General features: G+C 70.1%; 26 protein-coding genes. 10 read left to right on the forward strand and 16 right to left on the reverse strand.

Annotation, left to right across the window (positions count from 1 at the left end; genetic code table 11):
- Nucleotides 1–295 precede the first annotated feature (295 nt).
- On the forward strand, nt 296–1,153 hold the full coding sequence (locus QNO12_RS10950) for a LuxR C-terminal-related transcriptional regulator (RefSeq protein WP_257503262.1): 858 nt from the start codon (nt 296–298) through the stop codon (nt 1,151–1,153).
- Nucleotides 1,154–1,392: 239 nt separating this feature from the next.
- Nucleotides 1,393–1,737: a histone-like nucleoid-structuring protein Lsr2 gene (locus tag QNO12_RS10955; protein WP_257503263.1), complete on the forward strand. Its 345-nt coding sequence runs from the start codon at nt 1,393–1,395 to the stop codon at nt 1,735–1,737.
- Nucleotides 1,738–1,799: 62 nt separating this feature from the next.
- On the opposite strand, the gene QNO12_RS10960 is transcribed toward QNO12_RS10955, so the two are convergent.
- From QNO12_RS10960 to QNO12_RS10970, 3 genes are read right to left on the reverse strand one after another with little or no spacing between them, the layout of a single operon-like run.
- A complete protein-coding gene (locus tag QNO12_RS10960; RefSeq protein ID WP_257503264.1) occupies nt 1,800–3,179 on the reverse strand; it encodes an NAD(P)(+) transhydrogenase (Re/Si-specific) subunit beta in 1,380 nt (459 codons plus the stop codon).
- A complete protein-coding gene (locus QNO12_RS10965; protein ID WP_257503265.1) occupies nt 3,176–3,490 on the reverse strand; it encodes an NAD(P) transhydrogenase subunit alpha part 2 in 315 nt (104 codons plus the stop codon). The genes QNO12_RS10960 and QNO12_RS10965 overlap by 4 nt, the downstream gene beginning before the upstream one ends.
- Nucleotides 3,490–4,641, reverse strand: coding sequence for an NAD(P) transhydrogenase subunit alpha (locus QNO12_RS10970; protein WP_257503266.1), 1,152 nt, complete (start codon nt 4,639–4,641; stop codon nt 3,490–3,492). The genes QNO12_RS10965 and QNO12_RS10970 overlap by 1 nt, the downstream gene beginning before the upstream one ends.
- Nucleotides 4,642–4,748: 107 nt before the next feature.
- On the opposite strand from QNO12_RS10970, the gene QNO12_RS10975 reads away from it, so the two are divergent.
- Nucleotides 4,749–6,503 carry an NAD(P)/FAD-dependent oxidoreductase gene (locus QNO12_RS10975; RefSeq protein ID WP_257503267.1) on the forward strand — a complete coding sequence of 585 codons (1,755 nt, stop codon included), beginning with the start codon at nt 4,749–4,751 and terminating at the stop codon, nt 6,501–6,503.
- Between the two features lie 65 nt (nt 6,504–6,568).
- Nucleotides 6,569–7,087, forward strand: coding sequence for an ATP-dependent endonuclease (locus QNO12_RS10980; protein WP_257503268.1), 519 nt, complete (start codon nt 6,569–6,571; stop codon nt 7,085–7,087).
- Here QNO12_RS10980 and QNO12_RS10985 read toward each other — a convergent pair.
- Both QNO12_RS10985 and QNO12_RS10990 read right to left on the reverse strand, forming a co-directional pair.
- Entirely contained in the window at nt 7,056–7,373 is a 318-nt protein-coding gene (locus tag QNO12_RS10985) for a hypothetical protein (RefSeq protein ID WP_257503269.1), read from the reverse strand. The genes QNO12_RS10980 and QNO12_RS10985 overlap by 32 nt on opposite strands.
- Before the next feature lie 40 nt (nt 7,374–7,413).
- Nucleotides 7,414–7,524: a DUF1731 domain-containing protein gene (locus QNO12_RS10990; RefSeq protein ID WP_257503270.1), complete on the reverse strand. Its 111-nt coding sequence runs from the start codon at nt 7,522–7,524 to the stop codon at nt 7,414–7,416.
- Nucleotides 7,525–7,600: 76 nt separating this feature from the next.
- On the opposite strand from QNO12_RS10990, the gene QNO12_RS10995 reads away from it, so the two are divergent.
- Nucleotides 7,601–8,773: an epoxide hydrolase family protein gene (locus QNO12_RS10995; RefSeq protein ID WP_257503271.1), complete on the forward strand. Its 1,173-nt coding sequence runs from the start codon at nt 7,601–7,603 to the stop codon at nt 8,771–8,773.
- 47 nt (nt 8,774–8,820) lie between these two features.
- On the opposite strand, the gene QNO12_RS11000 is transcribed toward QNO12_RS10995, so the two are convergent.
- Nucleotides 8,821–9,021, reverse strand: coding sequence for a hypothetical protein (locus QNO12_RS11000; RefSeq protein WP_257503272.1), 201 nt, complete (start codon nt 9,019–9,021; stop codon nt 8,821–8,823).
- Between the two features lie 249 nt (nt 9,022–9,270).
- On the reverse strand, nt 9,271–10,875 hold the full coding sequence (locus QNO12_RS11005; RefSeq protein WP_257503273.1) for a glycosyltransferase family 2 protein: 1,605 nt from the start codon (nt 10,873–10,875) through the stop codon (nt 9,271–9,273).
- A 159-nt stretch (nt 10,876–11,034) separates the two neighbouring features.
- Between QNO12_RS11005 and QNO12_RS11010 the strand changes: the two genes are divergently transcribed.
- Nucleotides 11,035–12,138, forward strand: coding sequence for an alpha/beta hydrolase (locus tag QNO12_RS11010; protein ID WP_257503274.1), 1,104 nt, complete (start codon nt 11,035–11,037; stop codon nt 12,136–12,138).
- Between the two features lie 38 nt (nt 12,139–12,176).
- On the opposite strand, the gene QNO12_RS11015 is transcribed toward QNO12_RS11010, so the two are convergent.
- From QNO12_RS11015 to QNO12_RS11035, 5 genes are all read right to left on the reverse strand, one after another.
- The gene (locus tag QNO12_RS11015) at nt 12,177–12,386 is read right to left on the reverse strand and encodes a hypothetical protein (protein ID WP_257503275.1); all 210 of its coding nucleotides are present in this window, start codon (nt 12,384–12,386) and stop codon (nt 12,177–12,179) included.
- Between the two features lie 312 nt (nt 12,387–12,698).
- The gene (locus QNO12_RS11020) at nt 12,699–13,199 is read right to left on the reverse strand and encodes a DUF6804 family protein (RefSeq protein WP_306820810.1); all 501 of its coding nucleotides are present in this window, start codon (nt 13,197–13,199) and stop codon (nt 12,699–12,701) included.
- A gap of 66 nt (nt 13,200–13,265) precedes the next feature.
- On the reverse strand, nt 13,266–13,535 hold the full coding sequence (locus tag QNO12_RS11025) for a hypothetical protein (protein ID WP_257503276.1): 270 nt from the start codon (nt 13,533–13,535) through the stop codon (nt 13,266–13,268).
- Nucleotides 13,536–13,690: 155 nt separating this feature from the next.
- On the reverse strand, nt 13,691–13,879 hold the full coding sequence (locus QNO12_RS11030) for a hypothetical protein (protein ID WP_257503277.1): 189 nt from the start codon (nt 13,877–13,879) through the stop codon (nt 13,691–13,693).
- A gap of 85 nt (nt 13,880–13,964) precedes the next feature.
- Nucleotides 13,965–15,005: a lactonase family protein gene (locus QNO12_RS11035; protein WP_257503278.1), complete on the reverse strand. Its 1,041-nt coding sequence runs from the start codon at nt 15,003–15,005 to the stop codon at nt 13,965–13,967.
- A 160-nt stretch (nt 15,006–15,165) separates the two neighbouring features.
- Here QNO12_RS11035 and QNO12_RS11040 point away from each other — a divergent pair, with 160 nt between their 5' ends.
- Both QNO12_RS11040 and QNO12_RS11045 read left to right on the forward strand, forming a co-directional pair.
- Nucleotides 15,166–15,450 carry a DUF6412 domain-containing protein gene (locus QNO12_RS11040; protein WP_257503279.1) on the forward strand — a complete coding sequence of 95 codons (285 nt, stop codon included), beginning with the start codon at nt 15,166–15,168 and terminating at the stop codon, nt 15,448–15,450.
- 100 nt (nt 15,451–15,550) lie between these two features.
- A complete protein-coding gene (locus QNO12_RS11045; RefSeq protein ID WP_257503280.1) occupies nt 15,551–16,312 on the forward strand; it encodes a YidC/Oxa1 family membrane protein insertase in 762 nt (253 codons plus the stop codon).
- Nucleotides 16,313–16,338: 26 nt separating this feature from the next.
- Here the strand turns inward: QNO12_RS11045 and QNO12_RS11050 are convergent, their stop codons facing one another.
- Nucleotides 16,339–16,854: a hypothetical protein gene (locus QNO12_RS11050; RefSeq protein WP_257503281.1), complete on the reverse strand. Its 516-nt coding sequence runs from the start codon at nt 16,852–16,854 to the stop codon at nt 16,339–16,341.
- 92 nt (nt 16,855–16,946) lie between these two features.
- Here QNO12_RS11050 and QNO12_RS11055 point away from each other — a divergent pair, with 92 nt between their 5' ends.
- Nucleotides 16,947–17,384, forward strand: a complete 438-nt coding sequence (locus QNO12_RS11055) for a VOC family protein (protein WP_257503282.1) — start codon at nt 16,947–16,949, stop codon at nt 17,382–17,384.
- A 23-nt stretch (nt 17,385–17,407) separates the two neighbouring features.
- Here the strand turns inward: QNO12_RS11055 and QNO12_RS11060 are convergent, their stop codons facing one another.
- Genes QNO12_RS11060 through QNO12_RS11070 form a run of 3 tightly spaced genes read right to left on the reverse strand, consistent with a single transcriptional unit; the run spans nt 17,408 to nt 18,792 of the window.
- Nucleotides 17,408–18,040: a hypothetical protein gene (locus tag QNO12_RS11060; protein ID WP_257503283.1), complete on the reverse strand. Its 633-nt coding sequence runs from the start codon at nt 18,038–18,040 to the stop codon at nt 17,408–17,410.
- Nucleotides 18,041–18,054: 14 nt separating this feature from the next.
- Nucleotides 18,055–18,201, reverse strand: a complete 147-nt coding sequence (locus QNO12_RS11065; protein WP_257503284.1) for a hypothetical protein — start codon at nt 18,199–18,201, stop codon at nt 18,055–18,057.
- A 9-nt stretch (nt 18,202–18,210) separates the two neighbouring features.
- A complete protein-coding gene (locus QNO12_RS11070) occupies nt 18,211–18,792 on the reverse strand; it encodes a small multidrug efflux protein (RefSeq protein WP_257503285.1) in 582 nt (193 codons plus the stop codon).
- Nucleotides 18,793–19,144: 352 nt separating this feature from the next.
- Between QNO12_RS11070 and QNO12_RS11075 the strand changes: the two genes are divergently transcribed.
- Nucleotides 19,145–21,907, forward strand: coding sequence for a helix-turn-helix transcriptional regulator (locus QNO12_RS11075; protein ID WP_257503286.1), 2,763 nt, complete (start codon nt 19,145–19,147; stop codon nt 21,905–21,907).
- The last annotated feature ends 75 nt before the right edge of the window (nt 21,908–21,982 follow it).

Below are 21,982 nucleotides of genomic sequence, written 5' to 3' on the forward strand. Positions count from 1 at the left end.
TTGTGCCTTGCTTCTTTGGTGTTGCGAGGTGTTGCGAGGTGTTGCGAAACGCTCAGCGAGCTTTTTGCCGAGCCCCGAGCGCGCCGCGCACAGCGACGGTCACGGCGCCGAGGACGGCGGGGTCCAGAACGCGGTCGGGTCATCCAGACTCCGACGCCATTCCGAGGTGTATCCGACCATGGGAGTTTCTCCTTTGAAACCTGTCCCAGCGGCTGCCGACCTCGCTTCGCCGCGATGGTATCGTCGACGCTACGAAAAGCGGTGATCACATCGTCACCCCCGGAAGTAGGTATCTGTGGCCGCGCGGACCGGCACCGAGACAGAGACCGAACTGGTTGCGCGTGCGGTCGCGGACCTCACCCGCAAGACCGCCTTCCCGGTCGCATTCGGCGGGCTCGAGCGTGACGGTGCGGTTGCGGTCACCGCGACGGCAGGAACGCGCACGCGGAGCCTGGACGGGCTGGTCGTGCATGCGACCCGGGGTCTGGGCGGTCGCGCCCTGGTCGAGAAGCGCCCGCGGCTGGCTCTGGACTACCGGACCTCGCGCAACATCACCCATGACTACGACCGTGCCGTGCTCGGCGAGGGGATCGCGACGCTCTTCGCGATCCCGGTTCTGGTCGGCGGCACGGCCCGCGGAGTGCTGTACTGCGGCACCTGGTCCGAGGTGCCCGTCGGGGACATGGTCACCCGGCCGGCATTCACCGTCGCCGACGCGCTCAGCAGCGAACTGCGGATCCGCGACGAGGTGGAACGCCGCATGGCGCTGGTTCCGCCGGCCCCTGACACGTGGGGTTTGGATGCCGCGGCCCGGGAAGAGTTGAGGGAGAGCTACGCGGAGTTGCGCAGTATCGCCTCGGTCGTCAAAGACGTCCATCTACGGAAACGCCTCGAGCTTCTGGAAAAGCGCATAGCCGCGATATCGAACGACGACACGGGCACACCGGCGGATTTCGCGATCGCGTTGTCGCCGCGCGAGATCGATGTGCTCTCCCGTGTCGCATTGGGTGCCACGAATGCCGAGATCGCTTCCGGTCTGGCTCTGAAAGAGGGCACGGTGAAGTCTTATCTGCAAGCGGCGATGGCGAAGCTTGAGGCCTCGACCCGTCACGCCGCCGTCGCGAAAGCTCGCCGGGCCGGCATTCTCCCGTGACCATTGCGCGCCGGACTTCACGCGCGCAGTAAAAGGCGGCAGCAGCCCTTCTTCCGCAGTGTCGCAGGGAGCCTGAATCGTAAAGTCGCGGATTCGAAACGCGGCGGCAAGACATTTAGGACTTTGGACTCTGGACACCGCATTCGGCACCGGATAGGCATTTGCGTTCGAATTCAGTCGGAATACGACCCGCCGGATTGCCGATAGTAAATTCGGGCGACGGAGCGTATTCTTGAACCATGGCGCGAAGAATTGTTCACCAGCTGGTTGATGACCTGGACGGAACCCTCCTCGAAGTGGGTGAGGGTGAATCGGTCCATTTCTCGATCGACGGGGTGGCATACGAGATAGACCTGACAGCCGAGAATGCGGCTGCGTTGCGTGACGCGGTTGCCCCGTACGTATCCGCCGCCCGCTCCATCTCCTCGTCGCGGAAAGCCTCGTCCGACTCCCGTGGTCGCCGTCGGCCCGGGCAGCAGGATTACAGCGCCATCCGCGCATGGGCCAAGGACAACGGCTTCCAGGTCTCCGAACGGGGCAGGGTCCCGGCAGCGGTGATCGAAGCGTACGAAGCCGCGCACTGAGGGCGATTCGGGTCGGCCTCGCGCGGGTGCGAACCGTCCGCGACTCACCGCCCGAACGCGGTTCAGGCGGTCGATTTGACCGACGAGAGCACTCTGGTCAGCGTCTGCTTCGCGTCGCCCAGCACGATCGAGACCTTGGAATCGAAGAACAGCTCGTTCTCGATGCCGGCGAACCCGGGGTTGAGTGACCGCTTCAGAAACACCACCTGCTGTGCCTCGGCGACGTTGAGGATCGGCATCCCGTAGATGGGCGAGCCGGGCGAGGTCTTGGCGGCCGGGTTGACGACGTCGTTGGCGCCGATCACCAGCACCAGATCGGTCGTCTTGAACCGCGGATTGACCTCGTCCATCTCGACCAGTGCGTCGTAGGGCACGTTGGCCTCGGCCAGGAGGACATTCATGTGCCCCGGCATCCGCCCCGCCACCGGGTGAATGCCGAACACGACGTCCACTCCCCGGTCGCGCAGCAGCTCGGCCAGCTCGGCGGCGGCGTGGTGGGCGCCGGCCACCGCGAGCCCGTACCCGGGCACGATGACGACCCGCTGCGCGTAATCGAGCAGGATCGCGACGTCGTCAGCCTCCATGGTCCGCACCGGCCGATCCGACGCGGACGCGGCGGCGCCACCGGCCGCATGCGCACGGAAGGCGCCGAACACGATTCCGGTGACCGTGCGGCCCATCGCCTTGGCCATCGCCATCGTCAGAATCGTGCCGCTCGCTCCGACCAGGGTGCCGGCGATCAGGAGCAGCACGTTGGACAGCACCAGGCCGGATGCCGCGACGGCCAGGCCGGTGAAGGCGTTCAGCAACGAGATGACGATCGGCACATCGGCGCCGCCGATCGGCATCACCAGCAGCACCCCCAGAATCAGCCCCGCGGCCAGCAGCAAGTACGCGTACACCGCGTCGCCGGTCGCGATCAGCGCCGCACCGGCGGCCAGGGCGGCGAGCACGAGCACCACCATGAGCACGCGCAGCCCCGGGAAGGTGACCGCCCGCGTCGTGATGATCCCCTGCAGCTTGCCGAAGGTCACGAACGAGCCGGTCAGCGAAACGCCGCCGATCAGCACGGTGACCGCGACCACGCCCAACGTCCAGGGGTTCTCGCTGTGCGCGATCTCCACGAGCGCGACCAGGGCGGCCGCCCCGCCGCCGACGCCGTTGAACGCGGCGACCAGCTGGGGCATCTGCGTCATCTGCACGCGACGAGCGGCGATCACAGCGATCACGGAGCCGACGACGATGGCACCGAGGATCCAGCCGAGGTTGCGCAGTTCGACGCTGAGCCCGAAGGCGAGGATCGCCAGCGCCGCCCCCGCCGCGCCCAACAGGTTGGCCCGTCGCGCGGTGCGCGGGTTGCTCAGTCCCTTGAGCGCGAGGATGAACAGCACTGCCGCGACGATGTAGCAGACCGTGACGACTTCGGGGGGCAGGAGTTTCACGCGCCCACCCCCGCGCCGGTGTTCCGCGTTGCGCGCGGCTTTGCCCGGAACATCAGCAGCATCCGGTCGGTGACCACGAAGCCGCCCACGACGTTGATCGTCGCCAGCAGCACGGCCAGGATCGACAGGGCCAGGGCCAGGGGGTCCTCCGCCTGTCCGGCCACCAGAACGGCCCCGAGCAGGATGATCCCGTGGATCGCGTTCGCCTCGGACATCAGCGGCGTATGCAGCGTGCTGGAGACCTTGGAGACGACTTCGAAGCCGAGGAACACGGCCAGGATCGTGATGGTGAGGAGAGCGAAACCGTCCATCAGGCGCGCACCCCCTCGATGCTCGCGGCGACCCGCTCGTTGCGCACGGCGCCATCGTGGGTCACCACGCTTCCCGAGACCAGTTCATCGTCGAAGTCGAGCATGAGGTCACCGTCCTTCATGATCAGCGCGGTGAAGTTCGCGCAGTTCATCGCATAGAGCTTGGAGGCGTCCGGCGCGAGGTCGGACTGGATGTCGCGGGCGCCGATCAGCGTGACCGCCCCTCCCGGCACGGGAACGGTCCGCCACTCCCCCGGCACGGACCCTTCGATGTTGCCGCCCGATTCGGCGGCGAGGTCCACGAGCACGGAGCCGGGCCTCATGGCCGCCACCATGTCGGCGGTCACCAGTCGCGGAGCCGCTCGACCCGGGACGGCGGCGGTGGTCAGGACGATGTCGGATGCCGCGATGTGGGGTGCGAGCAGTTCCTGCTGGCGCCGCGCCCGGTTTTCGGCCAGCTCCTTCGCGTAGCCCCCGCCGGCTTCCGCCGTGCCGAGGTCCAGGTCGATGAACGTGCCGCCGACCGAGCGGACCTCGTCGGCGGATGCCGCGCGCACGTCGTTGGCCGAGACGACTGCGCCCAGCCGCTTGGCCGTGGCGATGGCCTGCAGACCCGCCACCCCCGCGCCGAGGACGAGCACCCGGGCCGGGGCGAGGGTGCCGGCGGCGGTCATCGTCATGCCGAACATGCGACCGAACGCGTCGGCGGCCAGCGTCACCAGCCGGTAGCCGGCCAGCAGCGCCTGTGAGGAGAGCACATCCATGGACTGCGCCCGAGAGATGCGCGGCAGCATGTCCAGCGCGAACGTCGTCACGCGCGCATCGCGGGCGGCCGTCACCGAGCCGGGGTGCTGAAACGGGTCCAGCGTCCCGACGGTCACGGTGCCGGCCGGAAGAGCGGAGGTCTCGTCTGCGCTCAGCGGGCGGACATGCAACAGCACGGTCCCGGGTTCGACGGCCGCGTGGTCTGCCACGATGCCGGCGCCCGCGGCCGCATAGGCGGCATCGGTCAGCAGGGAGCCCAGACCGGCGCCGGACTCCACCTGAACGGAGGCTCCCGCGGCGCGCAGCTTCTTGACGCTGTCCGGTGTCGCGGCGACGCGCTTCTCGCCGGGCGCGCGCTCTGCGCGTATGCGCACGTGAATGGTCACTGACTCCCCACTCCGGCCTGACGGCAGCGTCGGGCCTCTTTCCGGAATCGTAGCGGGCGGAAATCGTCACCGGCGCGTTGGAGGGCACGCCGGCGTATGCTTCGCGCATGGACTCGGGATCCTCCGACGGCCACACGGTGCACGAAGCCGGGATGAACCCCGGTGAGGCGACGCCACGTCTGCCCGCGATCCTGGTCGTGTCGGGCGATGACCGGCTCCGCCGAGCGGTGGTCGACCCGCTGAACCGCCGCTACGCGCGGGACTATCGCATTCTCGACGCCGGCGCGGCGGAGAGCGGCGTCACGGCGATCGAGGACCTGCATGCCTCCGGCGGGGACCTGGCGCTGGTGCTCTCCGACGACGCCTCACCCGCCCACGGTCACGAGAACGTCTTCGCCGCCGCGCGCCGCCGCTTCCCCAACGTCCGGCGCGGCCTGGTCATCGAGTGGGGCTCGTGGGCGAATCGCGACACGACCGCCGCGGTGCTCGAACTCATCTCGCTCGTGCAGATCGACTACTACGTCGTGCGACCCATGGACCGGGCAGACGAATCGTTCCACCGGGCGATCACGGATTTCCTCCACGAGTGGGAGTTCTCCAGTGGGCAGCGGCGGCGGGGGTTCACCGTCATCGGCGACCAGGCGCAGCCGCGCACCCACGAGCTGCACACGCTGATGGAGCGCGGCGGCATCCATGCCGAACACCTGGATCCCGGCTCGCCCGAGGCGATGGCCCTGCTCGCGGACGCGGGGATCGACTACGACGCCGTGCCGCTGGTGCGCACCGCAGACGGTGCCGTGCTGATCGACCCCGATGATGCCGCCCTGGTCCGCTCGTACGGTCTGGACACCTCCCTTCCCGAGGGCGTCGTGGACGTGGCGATCGTCGGCGCCGGACCGGCTGGGCTGGCTGCGGCCGTGTACGCGGCATCCGAGGGCCTGGACACGGTGGTGCTGGAGGCCGGGTCGATCGGCGGACAGGCCGGGTCCAGCTCCCTCATCCGCAACTACCTCGGGTTCTCACGCGGGGTATCCGGCACCGAACTCGCGCAACGGGCATATCAGCAGGCCTGGACCTTCGGCGCCCGCTTCGCGCACACCCGCCGCGTGGTGGGCATGGCGGTGTCCGATGGAAGCTTCGAGCTGCAGGTCGATGGCGATGGTCGCCTGCGTGCACGCTCGGTGGTGCTCGCGTCAGGGGTCAGCTACCGTCGCCTGGCGGCGCCCGGGTTGCGGCCGTACGTCGGCGCGTCGGTGTTCTACGGTGCCTCCTCCGTCGAGGCGCGCGCACAGGCGGGGCGGGCGGTGCTCGTGGTGGGCGGCGGCAACTCCGCGGGGCAGGCGGCGCTGCACCTCGCCCGCTATGCGCGGTCGGTCTCGCTCGTGGTGCGCGGGCCTTCGCTCGCGGAGAGCATGTCGCGATACCTGATCGACCAGCTGGATGCCGCGGGCGTGGGTCTGATCACCGGCGCGCGGGTCGTGGACGCCGGCGCCCACGACACCGACCGGCTCGATCACGTCATCCTCGAACGCAGTGAATCCGGGGAGCGCCTGGAACTGCCGGCGGATGCAGTGTTCATCACGATCGGCGCGCGCCCCCACACCGAGTGGCTGGCGCCGGAAGTGCTGCGTGACAAGTGGGGATCTGTCATCACCGGAGCGGAGGTGCTCACAGAGGGCGGCCGTCGTGCCTGGCTCGGCGCCGAGGGCGCGCCGACGCAGTTCGAATCGTCGGTGCCGGGTTTCTATGCCGTCGGCGACGTGCGACGTGGGTCGGTCAAACGCGTCGCGTCGGCGGTGGGTGAGGGCTCCGTCGTGATCTCCGCCGTGCACGCGCACCTCGGCGCCCACGTCGGCGGGTGACCCGGCCCGCTCAGCATCAGCCCGCCGCCACCCACGCGGTCGCGGCGCCGGATAACCTCGCTGCCATGGCGGTCATCATCGTCGAGGGAGACAGCGACCGGGTCGCCGTGGAGACCATCGCCGGACGGCTCGGTCTGCGCGTTCCGGTGGTGGTCGCAGTGGGGGGCTCCAAGGGCGCGGCCCGCGCCGCCGCCGCGCATGCGGATGAGCGCGTCATCGGCCTGGTCGACATCGCCGAGCGGCGGGATTTCGAGCGGGTGATCAAGACCGTGTTCGTCTGCGACCCCGACCTGGAGGCGGAGTTCATCGATGCACTCGGCGTGCCCGCCGTCGTGGCTCTCATCGCCGGGCAGGGTGAGCTCGCTTCGCTGCGCCGCCTGCAGCGTCAGCCCGCCCAGCGGTCGCGCACCCCGGAGCAGCAACTGGCCCGGTTCTTCAGCGGCCGCAGCGGCAACAAGCTGCGGTACGCGCGGCTGATGGCCCAGGCGGTGCCGCTGGAGCATGCGCCGCCGCCGATCCGCGCACTGCTGAGGGCCGCCGGCGACGGCGACCTCACCCCGCCTGCGAGTAATGCCGCACGGTGAGGTCGCGTTCGACGAGGTAGCGGTCATCATCCGGATAGAACACCGCCCGCTCGGCATCCGCGCCCGCGAACCCCGTGATCGCATCGAACGACTCCCACCGCGACACGGTGAGGATCTCGGTCAGTCCGTCGCCCCGCTCGCGCGTGAGCAGCCAGGCGTCCAGATTCCCCGGGGTGGCGCGGTACTGGCGCATCCCGGTGCGCTCGACGTAGTCGACATAGGCGTCCCGATCCTCGCTCCGCACCGCTCCGCGCCACATCCGCACGACGGTTTCGTGTGCACTCATGACACCCATGATCGGATGCCGCGGCCGTGAGCACCAGGGTTCAGCCGGCACCCGGGACCAGTGATCGCAGCGCCCCGCGCAGGTCCGGCTGCGAGAACGCGTACCCGGCCGCGGTGAGGCGCTCCGGCAGCACCCACCGCGCACCGGCCACGTTCGCGGGCGGTCCTGACGGCGTCGGGTTCGGCGCAGCGCTGCCGACGTCCGGTCGCGCGGGCTACTCTGCTTTCATGGCGGAACAGGCATATCAGCTCGAACGGTTCACGCCCCGCGCGGATCCGGCCGTGATCGACGACCTTCGCGCACGGCTGCGCGCGACTCGCTGGCCGGACGCCGCGGAAGGCGATGGGTGGTCGCTCGGCACCGACCTGGCCTACCTGCGCGAACTGGTGGCGTACTGGGCCGACGAGTTCGACTGGGACGCGCAGGAGGATGCGATCGGCCGGTTGCCGCACTACCGCGCGCAACTCGGCGGATCAAGCGTCCATCTGGTGCATGCCCGAGCCGCCGACCGCAGCCGCCCGGTGCTGCCGCTGCTGCTGACCCATGGCTGGCCGGACTCCTTCTGGCGCTACCTCAAGGTCATCCCGCTGCTGACCGACCCCGGTGCCCACGGCGGCGACCCGGACGACGCCTTCGATGTGATCGTCCCCGACATGCCGGGCTACGGATACTCCGAGCGTCCGACCAGACCGCTCACCTCTCCCGACGTCGCGGACCGATGGTCCGAGCTGATGACCCTCCTCGGCTACGACCGGTTCGTCACGGCGGGCGGCGACATCGGCAGCGGTGTGAGTCGTTTCCTGGCGCTCGATCACCCGGATCGTGTGATCGCGGTGCACCGGATGGATGCCGGACTTCCGTTCTTCGCCGGCGACCGGTCTGAGCTGACACAAGACGAGCGCGACTGGCTGGATGATGCGGCCACGTGGGCCGGTGCGGAGGGCGCGTACGCCGCCATGCACCGCACCAAACCACAGACCGCAGCGTTCGGGTTGATCGACTCACCCGTCGGGTTGGCGGCATGGCTCGTGGAGAAGCTGCGCAGCTGGAGCGACTGCGACGGCGACGTGGAACGCTGCTTCACGAAGGACGAGATCCTCACTCTGCTCACCCAGTACTGGGTGAACGGCAACATCGGCTCGGCGATGCGGATGTACCACAGCAACGCGTCGATCTCCGCCGAGCAGCTGTCCCGCCGGGTCGAGGTCCCGTCCGGGTTCTCCATCTTCCCCGCCGACATCGTCCGGCCCCCGCGCGCATGGCTGGAACGAATGACGAATCTGGCACGTGCGACGGAACCGGACCGCGGCGGTCACTTCGCCCCGTTCGAGCAGCCGGAGCTCTATGTGCAGGAGCTGCGGGAGTTCTTCCGCCCGTACCGCTCGGCGCTGAGCAGCTGAGTGCACCCAGCGGTGTGCCGGAGCGGTCGTGCGGGACGTGCCCGCGCTCAGAAATCGGTGTGCGCGTCCTTCTCGATGTCGAGCGTCGTCTCGTCCTGTGCCCACGCCGCCAGCGTCGCATCCAGCTGACGGCGCAGCCACTCCGGAGACAGCGCGCCCCCCGTTGCGTCCCACTCTGCAAGCTGGGCCATGCGCTCGTCGGCGGTGCCGCGCAGATCTTCGGGCGGGGATGTCGTGGACTCGGGCATCCGGCTTCCTCCTGTCACCTTTTCACTGCGACATTACTCAGATCCCCGCTGGGCGGAAGGCCTCGGTCATCGGATCCGACTATCGGAATACGGATGGCGAGTCAACCCCTCGGCGCCGTTTGCGGCGCGAACTCGTGCGCGGGTTACGTTGGGATCCTCCGGGGGCGTTGTCGGGGGGCATGACGCCCCCGGGGCAATCTCCCCCGCGCCGCGTCGACGTGTTCCGCAGCGTGCGGGCGCGGCATCCGATCACCGTCGGTGGAGCGCCTGGCGCACGGATCCGAGCGCGCGACGGATCGCGCGGGCCGCGAGATCCCGCAGACGGCCCCCGGGCCACTCGCGCCGCAGCTGAACGCTGCCGTCCTCGCCCGCGACCACCCGGCAGGTCCGTCCCGCCAGGAACGGCGAAGCGCCCAGGCCGTCGAGCACGGTGTGTTCTGCTCGCAGCGGCACGTCGAAGCTCCACCCGGCGTGCCGCACCTGCGTGACGAGCTGCCCGCCGGTGGAGATGTCGCTCCGGCCGAAGAAACGCAGCGGGTCGAGGGTGAGGACCGCGGGCAGCCGGGTCTGCGCCGGTCGCGCCTGGATGCGCCGCTCGCTGCCGTCGACGTCGCGGACCAGCACCTCGACCCGGTCCCGGCGCAGGTCGCGCGTCGCGTCGAGGACGTCGGGGCTCGGCAGATTGTCACTGATCCCGGCCGGAGCCCGCCAGATCGCGGGGCGGGACGTCCTTTCGCGACCGGCCCCGGCCGAGGACTCCGCGTTCGTCTCCGGCACGTCGAAGATCAGAGCATCGCGGTCCTCGCGCAGCACGCGGACCTCGACGGTCAACTCCAGCTTTCCCGCGCGCGTCCAGCGGGCGGAGGTCACCTCGGCGCGGCAGTCCAACTCGGCGTCGAACTCGGCCAGGTGAAGCAGGCCCTCCCGCTCCCCTGCACGCAGGAGCGCCGATCGGATTCGGAGGGGAAAGGCCAGCCCCGCCTCGACGGCGGGCGTGAATCTGCGTTGCGCGATGGGGATGACCACGTCCAGGAAGAGGTCGCGATAGTCCGCCGGGTAGCGGAGCATGCGCCGTCCGCCCAGGCGGCCCAGGATCTTTCCGCGATACCAGTGCCGCAGGAGCGTGTCCCGCAGGGTGCCGGGTTCGGTGTTGGCCTCGACCAGGTCCAGCACGGCCTCCAGGTGCGGGAAATACGTCACCGGGTCGATGCGCGACGCGCTGGCGCTGCCCGGGTGCTTCACCCACGCGTAGCAGGGCTGACTTGCCAGGACCGAGATGGTGCGGGCGCGGAAATACGCCTGCATCACGAAGAGGTGATCCTCCAACCGCACGCGGCCGTCGGGGAACCGGATGCCGTGGGATCGCAGGAACGAGGTGCGGAACAGTTTGTGGGGCGTGAGCAACTCGAGGATCGGGTCCTTGCCGAGCACGGCGTGCGGGATGTCGCGACGGAAGATCCCCCGCGGGATCCGCCGTCCGACGCCGACCTCCCTGCCGATGACCACGTCGGATGCGTGGCGGTCGGCGTAGTCGCAGAGCTGCTCAAGCGCGTCATCGAACAGCCGGTCGTCCTGATCGGCGAAGAAGACGTACTCGCCGCGCGCGGCCTCGATGCCGTGGTTGCGCGGCGTTCCGGGCCACCCGGTGTGCGGCAGCGTCAGGACACGGACGTGGGGACGCGCGCGCGCGATCTGTTCCAGACGCTCTCGAGTCGGACTGCCCGAGCCGTCATCGCACAGAAGGACCTCTAAATCGTCCGGTCCGAGGCTCTGCCGGTCGAAGGACTCCATCAGCTCGTCGAAACCCAGTCCCGGCTTGAACACCGGAACGACGACGCTTACTCGCACGGGCACGACACCGTGCGGGGAGGGAATGATCGATTGGTCATACCCGTATTCAATCTCATCGTGCCGCCGCGCCCGGTGCCATACGCGCCCAGGACGCACGTGATCGCGGGTGCCGGGGACGGGCACGCTCGGTAGGATCGAAGCCCGACTCTCGAGGAGCGCCCGATGCCCTTGGACCCGTTCTTCTCCGAACGGCTGCGCGTGCACCGGCGCTACCTGATCGGCCAGGTCCTCGAAGCAGCCCGCAAACGCGTGGCCGGCTGGCGAGCACTGCTGTGGGGGGGCGCCGGCGCGGCGACGACCGATGCCACGCCCGCCTCCACCGACCCGTCGACGGTTCGGCGCACGCCGCAGGGTCGCGCCGACCCGCAGAAGGCACGCGCCCGACACCGCCGGGCCGCACTGGCGTGGGACCGCAAAGAGCTGCAGAGCGTCGGCACGCCCGGTCCGGACGTTCGCACAACCGAGCACGAGGTGCCCGTCCCCGGGCATCCGTCCGTGCGTGTGCGCATCTACTATCCCGACGCGGCCGACGCCGGGCCGGTGCCGGCGTGGCTGAGCTTCTTCGGTGGAGCGTTCCGGATCGGTGGGGTCGATTATCCGACGACGGATGCCGCGAACCGCCGCCGCGCGGCCGAGGCGGGTGTCGCGATGGCCGCGGTGGACTACGCCCTGGCCCCCGAGCACCGGTTTCCGACGCAGATCGAACAGGCGCACGCGGCACTGGTGTGGCTGCACCGGAACGCAGCGGACCTGGGAATCGATCCGGACCGCGTCGGAGTCGCCGGCACCTCAGCGGGCGGGTCGATCGCCGCAGCGCTGACCCTGGCCAACCGTGACCGGACGAGCCTGCCGATCCGCCTGCAGCTGCTGGAGGTGCCCGTCACGGACCTCACGGGTCGGCACCTGGACCTGCGCGCCACGCGGGCCCTCGGCATCCCCCGTTTCATCGCGCTGCGCGAGCTGAGCTCGGTCGCTCGCACGTACCTGGCGCAGAAAGCCGATCGGCGCAACCCCCTCGCCTCACCGTTGCTCGCCGCGTCGCATGCGGGTCTGCCTGAAGCGGTGATCCTGACCGCGGAGTACGACCCGCTGCGGGGTGACGGCGCCGCCTACGCGGCCCGGCTCCGGGCCGCCGGGGTCGAGGCGAGTGCGGTCCAGTATCTGGGGGTGACCCACGACACCGCCATCTTCACCGGCGCGCTGGCTTCCGCGCGACGCTGGCATCGGGACGTCATCGGCGCCCTGCGACGCCTGCACGAGGACTGACCGGACCCGTTCGGTCTTCGCGACTCCGCAGGCCGAAGCTACTCGGGATCGACCAGCGGGCGGCCGATCACGCCGATCCCCACCGCCTGATGACTGGGCTCCGGGTCGCCGGCGTCGGGGGCCTTCGGCTGCTCCTCCGGCGGCTTCTCGGTGCTGGGCTCCTCGAGATCCTCGTTGGCGGGCATCTGCTCATTCTGCGCTGGTTCTTCGTCCTGCGCGGGTTCTTGCGACTGCGATTCGCTGCTCATCAGTTCTCCTCCGGTCTGCATCGTTTCCGGTCTGCATCGTTGCCCTCCAGCCTCCGGCGACACCGGACGCCGCGCAACGGGGTTGACGGCAATGCGGTCCACTCCACGGCCGGGGTCGCCGGATCGTCCGGGTCGGTGGTCCGGCGCGGTATGCTGGAGGGGATAGGCGGACTTCTCATCCGTCTCGCCCCGGCCGCGTGGTAACGGTCGGGGCTTTTTCATGCCCGCGGGCCGGCGTCGTTCAGCCGCCGCGCGCGGCGAACGTCAGGCCGAGGACGATCGCCGTGCCGCAGCGGTGCCCGGCCGGGCCGGCTACCGGGTCGGGTTCCGGCGGGTCCGCACGGTCGCGCCGGCGGCGAGGAACGCGGCGGCCGCCGCGATGTGCGCGGCAGCCCACCAGGGTCCCGAAAAGGCGAACGGGTAGAACGGGTTCCACAGGATCGCGATCGCGAGCATCACCGGAGCCCACCACCATTGCCCCGCCTGGATCGCGAACCACCCGACGATGACCGCGAGGATGGCGATGACGAACTGGACGGCGAGGTAGTACTCGTGGCCCACCAGCGCGATTCCCGCCAGACACGCGATGGCGGCGAGGATCCCCGGGGCGAACGCATTGCGCTGGAACTCCGGGGCGGCCGGTGTCGATGGGGCCATGGGTGTGGTGTCCGTTCCGTGGGGATCAGTCTGCGGGCCGCCGGCCGGAGCCGGGGATGCCGACGCCGCAAGACCGACGCCGCCACCGCAGTACTGCAAGGCCGCGTCGATCGGAGCGCCGTAGCGATCTTCGGTGATCACGACGGGCTTGTCCATTCGGCCCAGCCCCGGGAGCGGGGATGCCGGTGCCGGCCCGGAAGGCCGTGCACCGGCATCCGTGAATCAGTGCCCGACTTTGGTGACGCCGAACATGAGCGTGCGCCGGTCGATGTCGTAATGGACATCGCTCGTGTTCACGAGCAGATCCTGCAGCACATCGGCGTCGTCGGCGTCGACGGTCAGGACCTCCTCCCATGCTCCCTGATCGAGGACCAGTTGCAGGGTGAACGTGCCCTCTTCGGCGGGCTCACCCGCGACCCAGGAGAACTGATAGTGGGTCAGCTGGCGGACCTTGATGCTGTTGTCGTTGACGGGCTGAGGAACTTCGGCCATCTTCATCTCCCTTGATTTCGCGAGGGTGAGACCTGTTTAGAACGGGGTGGGCCGGAAAGGTGGGGGCTGGACGATCCGCCGACGATGCGCTAGCCGTGGTTCAGCATCGCGCCGGGACGCCGGCGGGGCGGCTCACCGCTCCGGGCGGTGTGCCGTCACTCGGGACGTTCGCTGTGATCTTCCAGGTCCGGTCGGGCCCGCAGCACGTCGGCGACCTCCTCCTCGGGGCGCGGCGCGATGGTCTCGTCCTCTTCCAGTTCGGGCAGGCCGGGATCGTCCGGGCCGGGAACGTGCGCCCGCGAACGGTCGTCATCGGCGGACGCGGCAAATCCTTCGGTCGACATGATCATCAGCGTAGGCCGAACACGACGCGTCCCGGCATCCCGAACCGCGCGGGCAGCGCCGACGGCAGACCCGAGCGGCGCGGGCTCAGACGAAGCGGACCCAGTTCGCGCCGCGACCCGTCTCCGCCCGCTGCAGCAGCTCCAGCCGATCGCCCGTCACCGCGTACAGCGAGATGGTCGTGGACCGCTCCCCCGCCGCGACCAGGTGAGCACCGTCGGGACTGACCGCGAAGCCGCGCGGCTGCGGCTCGGTGGTCACGAACCGGTCGGGCGCAGACACCGAGCCGTCGTCGGCGACCGCGACGGCGCCGAGCGTGCTCTCGGTCCGTTCCGAGCACCACAGGTAGCGGCCGTCCGCGCCGGGATGCAGGTCGGCGCCCCAGATGAGGTGCTCCGCCGTCGGGTCTGCGCCGAATCGACTGTGGCGCAGACCCGTCGACGGGTCGAACGCGTCGGTCGCGTCCCGCAGCCCGAGCGTTCCGGAGTCGGGGTCGCGGGCGAAGTGCAGCACCTGGCCGGAGAACTCGGTGAGCACGTAGAGCGCGTCCTCTGCGTCGTTCAGCACGAGATGACGCGGACCGCTTCCGGCCGGCGCGGCGACCGTCGCCGGTTCGAGCGGCGCCAGGCGCAGATCGTCTCCTAGTGCGTACTGCGCCACGAGGTCGGCGCCGAGGGAGACGAAGTAGGCGAACCTGCCGTCTGTGCTCGGCAGCACCGAGTGCAGGTTGGGGAAGGCGACCCGCGAGACGGGGTCACCGACGACACCGTCGGTGATCGGGCAGCTGATCCCGTACCCACCGTCGTAGGAGGCGCCGAGCAGTCCGGCGCCGTGCCGGGACAAGGCGAGGTAATTCAGCTTGCCCCCCGGCAGATCCCGGCGCGGGCCCGCCTCGAGCGCGCCGGTCCGTCGATCCAGGCGGAGGGTCAGGATGCCTGCCCGTCCGTCCTGCCCGCTGTCCTGTACCGCCGCGTAGACCAGGTCCCGCGCCGAATCGACCGCGAAGGTCGAGCAGCCCGCAAGCCCCGCGGTCACCGCCAGGCGCCGGAGCGAGCCGTCCTCCAGCCGGAAGGTGCTGATGCTGCCGTCGCCGGCGTTTGCGACGAGCACGAGTGAGGAGTCCGCCATCCCCCGATGCTATGACCTGACCGCGTGCGCCGCGAGGATCGGTGGGACGGCGCACACCCGCCGCAGCTGCGCCGGCGCAACGACGGCGGTCGCCGGATCCCGGTCGGTGGACGGTGCGGTCGTGTTAGCGTGACGGCATCCAGAACGGCGGGAGGGTGCGATGGCGGACATGATCGGCTCATTCCTGCAGGTCCTGCTCACCTCGCTCGGTCTCCTCGCCGCCGGGTCCGACCCCGCCGCGGTGACGGTCGCCGTCGCGGTGATATCGGCTGCGGCCCTGATCCTCACCGTGGTGCTGGCCATCACGCTCCCGCGGTCCGTCTCGGCGTCACTGGCGCGTCCGCGCCGGACGGCCGACGTCTCCGCGCCGATGTCGCAGAGCGATCCGGATGCCGCCGGCCACCCCCGCTCTCGAGCTCCCGGTCTCGCGGCCTCGGCCGCCTAGTCCTCGACGCACGCTCGCCCGACCGGGCGCAGTTCCGTGTCCGTCGATGTCCCACGTGGCCGCTCCGCGCCTACCTCTGACATCGACGAACGGACATTCCGTGGACCTTTTCGCACTGCCACCCATCGCCGCCACCCTGGATGCCGCGTATGCGCTGCTGATGGGGCTCGCTGCCTTCCTGCACCCGATCACCGGCGCCGCGTCCGCAGCGGTCGCCGTCATCCTGCTCACCCTCGTCGTGCGCGCCATCCTCATCCCCACCGGGGTCGCCCAGGCCAAAGCCGAGCAGACCCGCGCGCGTCTGGCCCCGAAGCTGATCGCGCTTCAGCGGAAACACAAGAACGACCGCGAGCGCCTGCAGCGCGAGACGATGCGCCTCTACGCCGACGAGAAGGCATCCCCCTTCGCCGGCTGCCTGCCCGTGCTGATCCAGGCTCCGGTCGTCGGCGTGATCTACGCGCTCTTCCTGCACACCTCCATCGCCGGTCATCCGAACGGTCTGTTGACCGAGCCGCTCCTGGGTGTACCGCTGGGAACCAGCCTCATCGCGGAGCTGGGCACGGGCGCGGTGACGTTCGGCACCGGCGCCGTGTTCGTCGTTCTGATCGCCGCCATCGCCGCCGTCGCCGAGATCACGCGGCGCATCCTGCGACCGCAGCCGGCGGTCGAATCCACCGCACCGGGCTCCGTCGGGGCGCTTCGCCTCGTCGGCCTCCTTCAGTTCGCGAGCGCGGTGGCTGCGATCTTCGTCCCGCTCGCCGCCGGGCTGTACCTCCTGGTGACGGTCACGTGGACGCTGGTCCAGCGGGTGATCCTGCGCCGGATCTACCCCGTGCGGCCGGCCGGTCCGACGGCGGGCTGACCCGGACCGCCCAGCATGCGCTCCGCCTATGCCGGCACGCGAAAGAGGAAGCGGTCCTCAGCGGACCAGGTGTGCGCGTCATCGCATCGGTAGCCGCGCAGCCAAGGTCGGCCGTCGACCACACGGAGGTAGAAGCCCTTCGGGAACTCGTCGTCCGCCCTGAGCGGCTCGGCGGCGACCGTGAGGGACCCAGTGGGTGCGTTGCCGGCGGACATCACCGAATCCGGCGACGTGTCCTGGTCGGTCAGCGCCAGACGCAGATAGGGTCCCGCGTCGGGTGGGCACAGCAGCAGGCCCCCCTCACGTGCGAGCGCGAAGATCTCGGAGAGGTGGGCACCCTCGGGGCGGCCGAGGGCGGCGACCGTGCGCTCCGTGACCGCGATCACCCGACGGGGCTGTTGGTCGAAAGCGGCGTCGGCCAGCAGGGTTTCGGCGTGCGCGTTCAAAAGGATGCCGCGTGCAGACAGCTCGCTCCGCAGCTCTGCTCGCGACAGCCCGCCGATCGGGGTCTCGAGCAGTCCGATGTGATCTGTGTCTGCCATGGCCTTCCCGGGGACGGTATCTGCTGCGATGTCCTCGACAACCCTACGGGCGGCACTGGAGCCGATCGAACCGGCTGGGTAGCGTGCAGGGCATGCCCATCACACTGGAGAACATCGGCATCGCGGTGCGCGACCTGGACGCGACGATCGCGTTCTTCACCGACCTCGGTCTCTCGCTCATCGGCCAGGACACGGTCAGCGGCGACTGGGCCGACACCGCCGTGGGCGTGGACGGCAACCACGCTCGGATCGCGATGCTTCAGACCCCGGACGGTCACGGCCGCATCGAGCTGTTCGAGTACATCCACCCGGCAGCCATCGACACGGAGCCCACCCGTCCGAACGAGATCGGTATGCACCGCGTGGCGTTCTCAGTCGATGACATCGACGAGGCCCTGGAGATCGCCGCCAGACACGGATGCCGCCCCCTGCGCGGTGTGGCCACCTACCAGGACGTGTACAAGCTGACCTACGTCCGGGGTCCGAGTGGCATCATCGTGATGTTCGCCGAGGAGCTGAACAGGACCTGACGCGGACCGTCTCGGCCCTGTGCTCACTCGCCGCCCTCAAAGAGGCTGCCGTCGAGCAGCCAGTTGTGCCGCAACCGGAGGGCCCGCTCGGTGCTGGCGGCGATCGCGACGAAGACGAGCGAGATGTTCGCCCATGCCGGAAGCTGGAAGGGGCTGATGAACGTGCCGATGGTGTCGGCGACGACAGGGATAGTGGTGATCTGCTCGATGCCCTGTGGCACACCCACGACAAGCGCGACGATGAGCACGACGACCGAGGCGGTCCCGAGAGCACGGCTGAAGCCGGGGCGTGTCCGGTCCAAGTGCGCGCGTCGACCCTCGGCGGACGCGGGGTCCGGAACGAGTTGGCGTCGGGCCCCGTCCGGGGTGACGTAGTCACAGCGCTTGAGACCGTAGGCGCTGGCGGCCACCTCGATGACGCCTCCCGGCACGGGGAACGCCGCGGGCAGCGCGGATCGGGCCACGTTCACGCCGTCGCGATAGAGCTGGGCGTGCACGTTCCCATCCTCATCGCCTCCGATTCGGACATCGACCGACCAGGTTTCGAATGTGGCGGCATCGATGCGGAGGCGGAGATGGAACAGCGAACGCGAGAACTGCTGCCACCATCGATAGCGCGCAAGCGCATGCCCGTCGCCGGGTGTGACCTGCTCCATGTCCTGCCTCCTGTTCAGCCGGATGTCGGGGGTTGCGCCATGGACATCGAGGCCGCGACCGCGACGACGACGAGATGACTCAGATCGATGGAGACCGTCGCCGGCAGTTCGATGTCGGCGGGTTGCGGGCGGTACATGGCGTGCTTGATCTGCCGGAGCATCAGGTTCGCTCACACCCCGACGAGGAAGGTGAGCGCGGCCCAGACCAAGACGGTGCTCACCGTCGTCCACAGGACGATCGCAACGGCCTGCCAGAGCAGGACCCAGGCGCGGGAGGTGCCGCCGGCGACCAGGATCGCGGAGGTGATCTGGGTCGGGATCGCCAGCGGGCCCAGGATGCTGGCACCGGGAACGCCGAAGCGGATGAGCCACCTGTTGAAGCGCGCCCGACCCTTGGACTGCGGCTTGGCGTCCGCCTGCGCAAGCGGGGCGGCGAACTCGTCCCCACCGCTCGTAGAGGAGCCCGCGGCCCCCGCGGCGACCCCGACCGGGACTCGGGTCCGGTTCACGACGGCGGTGCGGGCGCGCGACGTGAGGAGCACGACGACAAGCACGCTGAGGAAGTTGCCGCCGGCGGCCGCGACCGCCGCGAGGATGGGATTGAGACCGCCGGCGATGCCGATGGTCGCCCCCAGCTCCCCCTCGATGAAGGGGACGGCGCCGGCCAGCATGACGATGAACGGCTGGATGAACTCGGGCACTTGAGCGACCAGTTCCTGGAAGCGGATGATGAGGTCTTGGATCGGATTCATTTCGGATCGTCCTTTCGGGTATCGGGTTTCGGGTTTTCGGCTCGAGCGATTGGGGCGGTGGTTCCAGGAGAAACCGTGTTCTCAGAACCGGGTCAAATCGCGCTGGGGCCACGAACTTGGTCTCGCGGTCGCCTGCGGGGCTCCCGCTCGCTGCCGGGCCGGACGTTCTGCGCGTCTGGGCCTTTCGCTGCACCGCCAGGCTGACACCGCCCACCAGGGCATCGCGTCCGTAGAACACCCGTCCCCGTTGCCGGGTATTCGGAGACGCTAAGGTGTGGACCACCTCGTTCGCGTCGGTGATGAGTGCCTAGTGCGGTGCCGGCATCCGCTGAAAGGAACGACACTGGGGCACTTGATTGGCCGGCGCGCCGAGCTCGAAGCGATCGACCGACTCCTCTCCCGGGCACGCGCCGGGCAGAGCGGAGCGCTGGTCGTGCACGGGGATGCCGGAATCGGCAAGACCGCGCTGCTCGAGCACGCCCGCCGCGCAGCGGACGCATCCGGGTTCCGAGTGGAGACCTCGGTCGGGGTGGAGTCCGAGACGCAGTTCGCGTTCGCAGGTCTGCACCAGTTGTGCGCGCCGCTGCTGGACCGCGCGAGCGCCCTGCCAGATCCGCAGCAGACCGCGCTGAGTGTGGCGTTCGGGCAGGAGGGCGGTGAGACCCCGGACCGCTTCCTGGTCGGTCTGGCGACTCTCAATCTGCTGGCCGAGGTCGCGGAGGAGGGGCCGCTCCTGTGCCTCATCGACGATGCGCAGTGGCTGGATGAAGCATCGGCACAGGTTCTCGCATTCGTGGCGCGACGTCTCGCTGCCGAGCGGATCGCGCTGGTCTTCGCGGTGCGCGATCGGGCACGCGATCAACCCGGGCCGGAGCTGACAGCACTGGCCGGGTTGCCCGTCCTGCGACTGCACGGACTGGAGGAGGCCGATGCGCGTGCGCTGCTGGCATCCGCGCTGCCGATGCCGCTCGATGACCGGGTGTTCGAGCGTGTCGTCGCCGAATCGTTCGGCAATCCGATGGCGCTGCTGGAGCTTCCGTTGAGCGCCTCGCCGGCGCAGCTGACGGGCGGGTTCGAACTGCCCGGCGTCCTGGATGTCCCACGCCGCGTCGAGGAGAGCTTCCGACGTCGATCGGGCAGCCTGCCTGCGGACACGAGGCTGCTGCTCGTGGTCGCGGCCGCCGAGCCCACCGGGGATGTCGCCCTCCTCTGGCGCGCCGCCGCTCAGCTGGGCATCGACGACGGCGCGGCCGCGGCCGCCGAAGACGCCGGGTTGCTCGAGATCGCCGACAAGGTTCGGTTCCGGCATCCGCTCGCCCGCTCGGCGGTCTACCGGGACGCGACACCGCCCGAGCAGCGCCGGGCGCACGGCGCGCTGGCTGCCGCGACCGATCCGGCCACCGACCCCGACCGTCGCGCGTGGCACCGCGCGCAGGCGGTGCAGGGCACCGACGAGGATGCCGCCGCAGAGCTGGAGCGCTCAGCCGGCCGCGCCCGCGCGCGTGGCGGGCTGGGCGCCTCGGCGGCCTTCATGGCGTACGCCGCCCGACTCAGCCCAGAACCGGCCGCGCGTGCGGGTCGGGCCCTGGAAGCCGCATTCGCCACCCATGAGGCCGGCGCGACCGAGGCCGCGGGTGAGCTGCTCACGCGCGCCGCCGCCGGCCCACTCGATGCGCTCCAGCAGGCTCGGCTGGAACTGCTGCACGCTCGGATCGGGTTCCACCGCGCGCGCGGCGGCGAGGGGCTGCGGATGCTGCTGGGTGCCGCCGGCAGCCTTGCCCCGCTCGATCCGGCGCTGTCCCGGGAGACCTACCTGGATGCGCTGGATGCGGCCATCGTCACCGGCGGTGTCGGCTCCGGCCCGAGCGTGCGGGATGTCGCCGAAGCCGCGCGCGCCGCGCCCGCGCCGCCCGGGCCGCCGCGGCCGGCGGATCTGCTGCTGGATGGACTGGTGACGACGTTCACGGAGGGGTACACCGCGGGCGCGCCCCGCCTGCGGCAGGCGTTGGCGGCGTTCTGCCAGGACGAATCGGATCGGGACGCCGTCGGCGATGCCGACCTGCGCCGGTGGGGATGGCTGGCCAGCCGAACGGCGATGGCCGTCTTCGACGACGAACTCGTTCTCGCGCTGACCGCCCGCCACGTTCGGCTGGCGCGCGAGGCCGGCGCGCTGGCCACGCTCCCCGCCGCACTTCTGGTCCAGTCGGTGATGCTGGTGCTCTCCGGTGAGTTCGCGCAAGCCGCCGAGCAGACAGAGATCGGGTCCGCCACCACGGCGGTGCCCCTGCTGCACGCCCAGCTGATCCTGGCGGCCTGGCGAGGCGATCCCGTCGAGACGGACCAGGTCCACGCGATCATTGAGCAGGAAGCGGCCGCGCGCGGGCCGGGCACCGAGGTCTTTCTGGCCGAGTACGCCATGGCGGTGCAGCACAACGGCCTCGGCGACTACCCGGCGGCTCAGGCCGCCGCGGCGCGCGCATTCGAATCCGACGAGCTCAGGCACAGCAATCTCGCCCACTCCGAACTCATCGAAGCGGCCTGCCGGGCCGGTCGGCCGGAGAGTGCGGCCCAGGCGCTGGAGGAACTCACCTCACGAGCCGTCGCCTGCGCCACCCCGTGGGCGCTCGGGCTCGCGGCGCGCTCCCGAGCGCTCACCAGCACCGCGCCGGAGGCCGAGGAGCATTTTCGCGAGGCTATCGAGCAGCTTGCACGCTCCAAGATGGCCACCCAGCTCGCCCGCACGCACCTCGTCTACGGAGAGTGGCTGCGTCGCGAGGGCCGGCGTCACGACGCACGCGAGCAGCTGCGCACCGCACACGATCTGCTGTCGGACATGGGGGCCGAAGCGTTCGCCGCGCGCGCCGCCCGCGAACTGCAGGCCACCGGCGGGCACCCGCGCACACGAGCCGCTCAGCCGACCGACGCGCTCACGGCCCACGAACTGCACATCGCGCGGTTGGTCGCCAACGGCGCGACGTCCCGCGAGGTCGGCACGCAACTGTTCCTGAGCCCACGCACGATCGAAGCCCACCTGCGCAACATCTTCCGCAAGCTCGGCATCAGCTCCCGTCGGCAGCTCAGGGACCTGCCGCTTCCCGGACTCGTGAACCGCTGAGGCGGTGCGAGCAGGTGTTGAGCGTCGTGCTGGTCGCGGTCCAGCTCGGTCGTGAGTTTGCGCCCGGCGCTCGGC

It is taken from the genome of Microbacterium sp. zg-B185, assembly GCF_030246885.1.
In the GTDB taxonomy this organism is placed as follows: Bacteria; Actinomycetota; Actinomycetes; order Actinomycetales; family Microbacteriaceae; genus Microbacterium.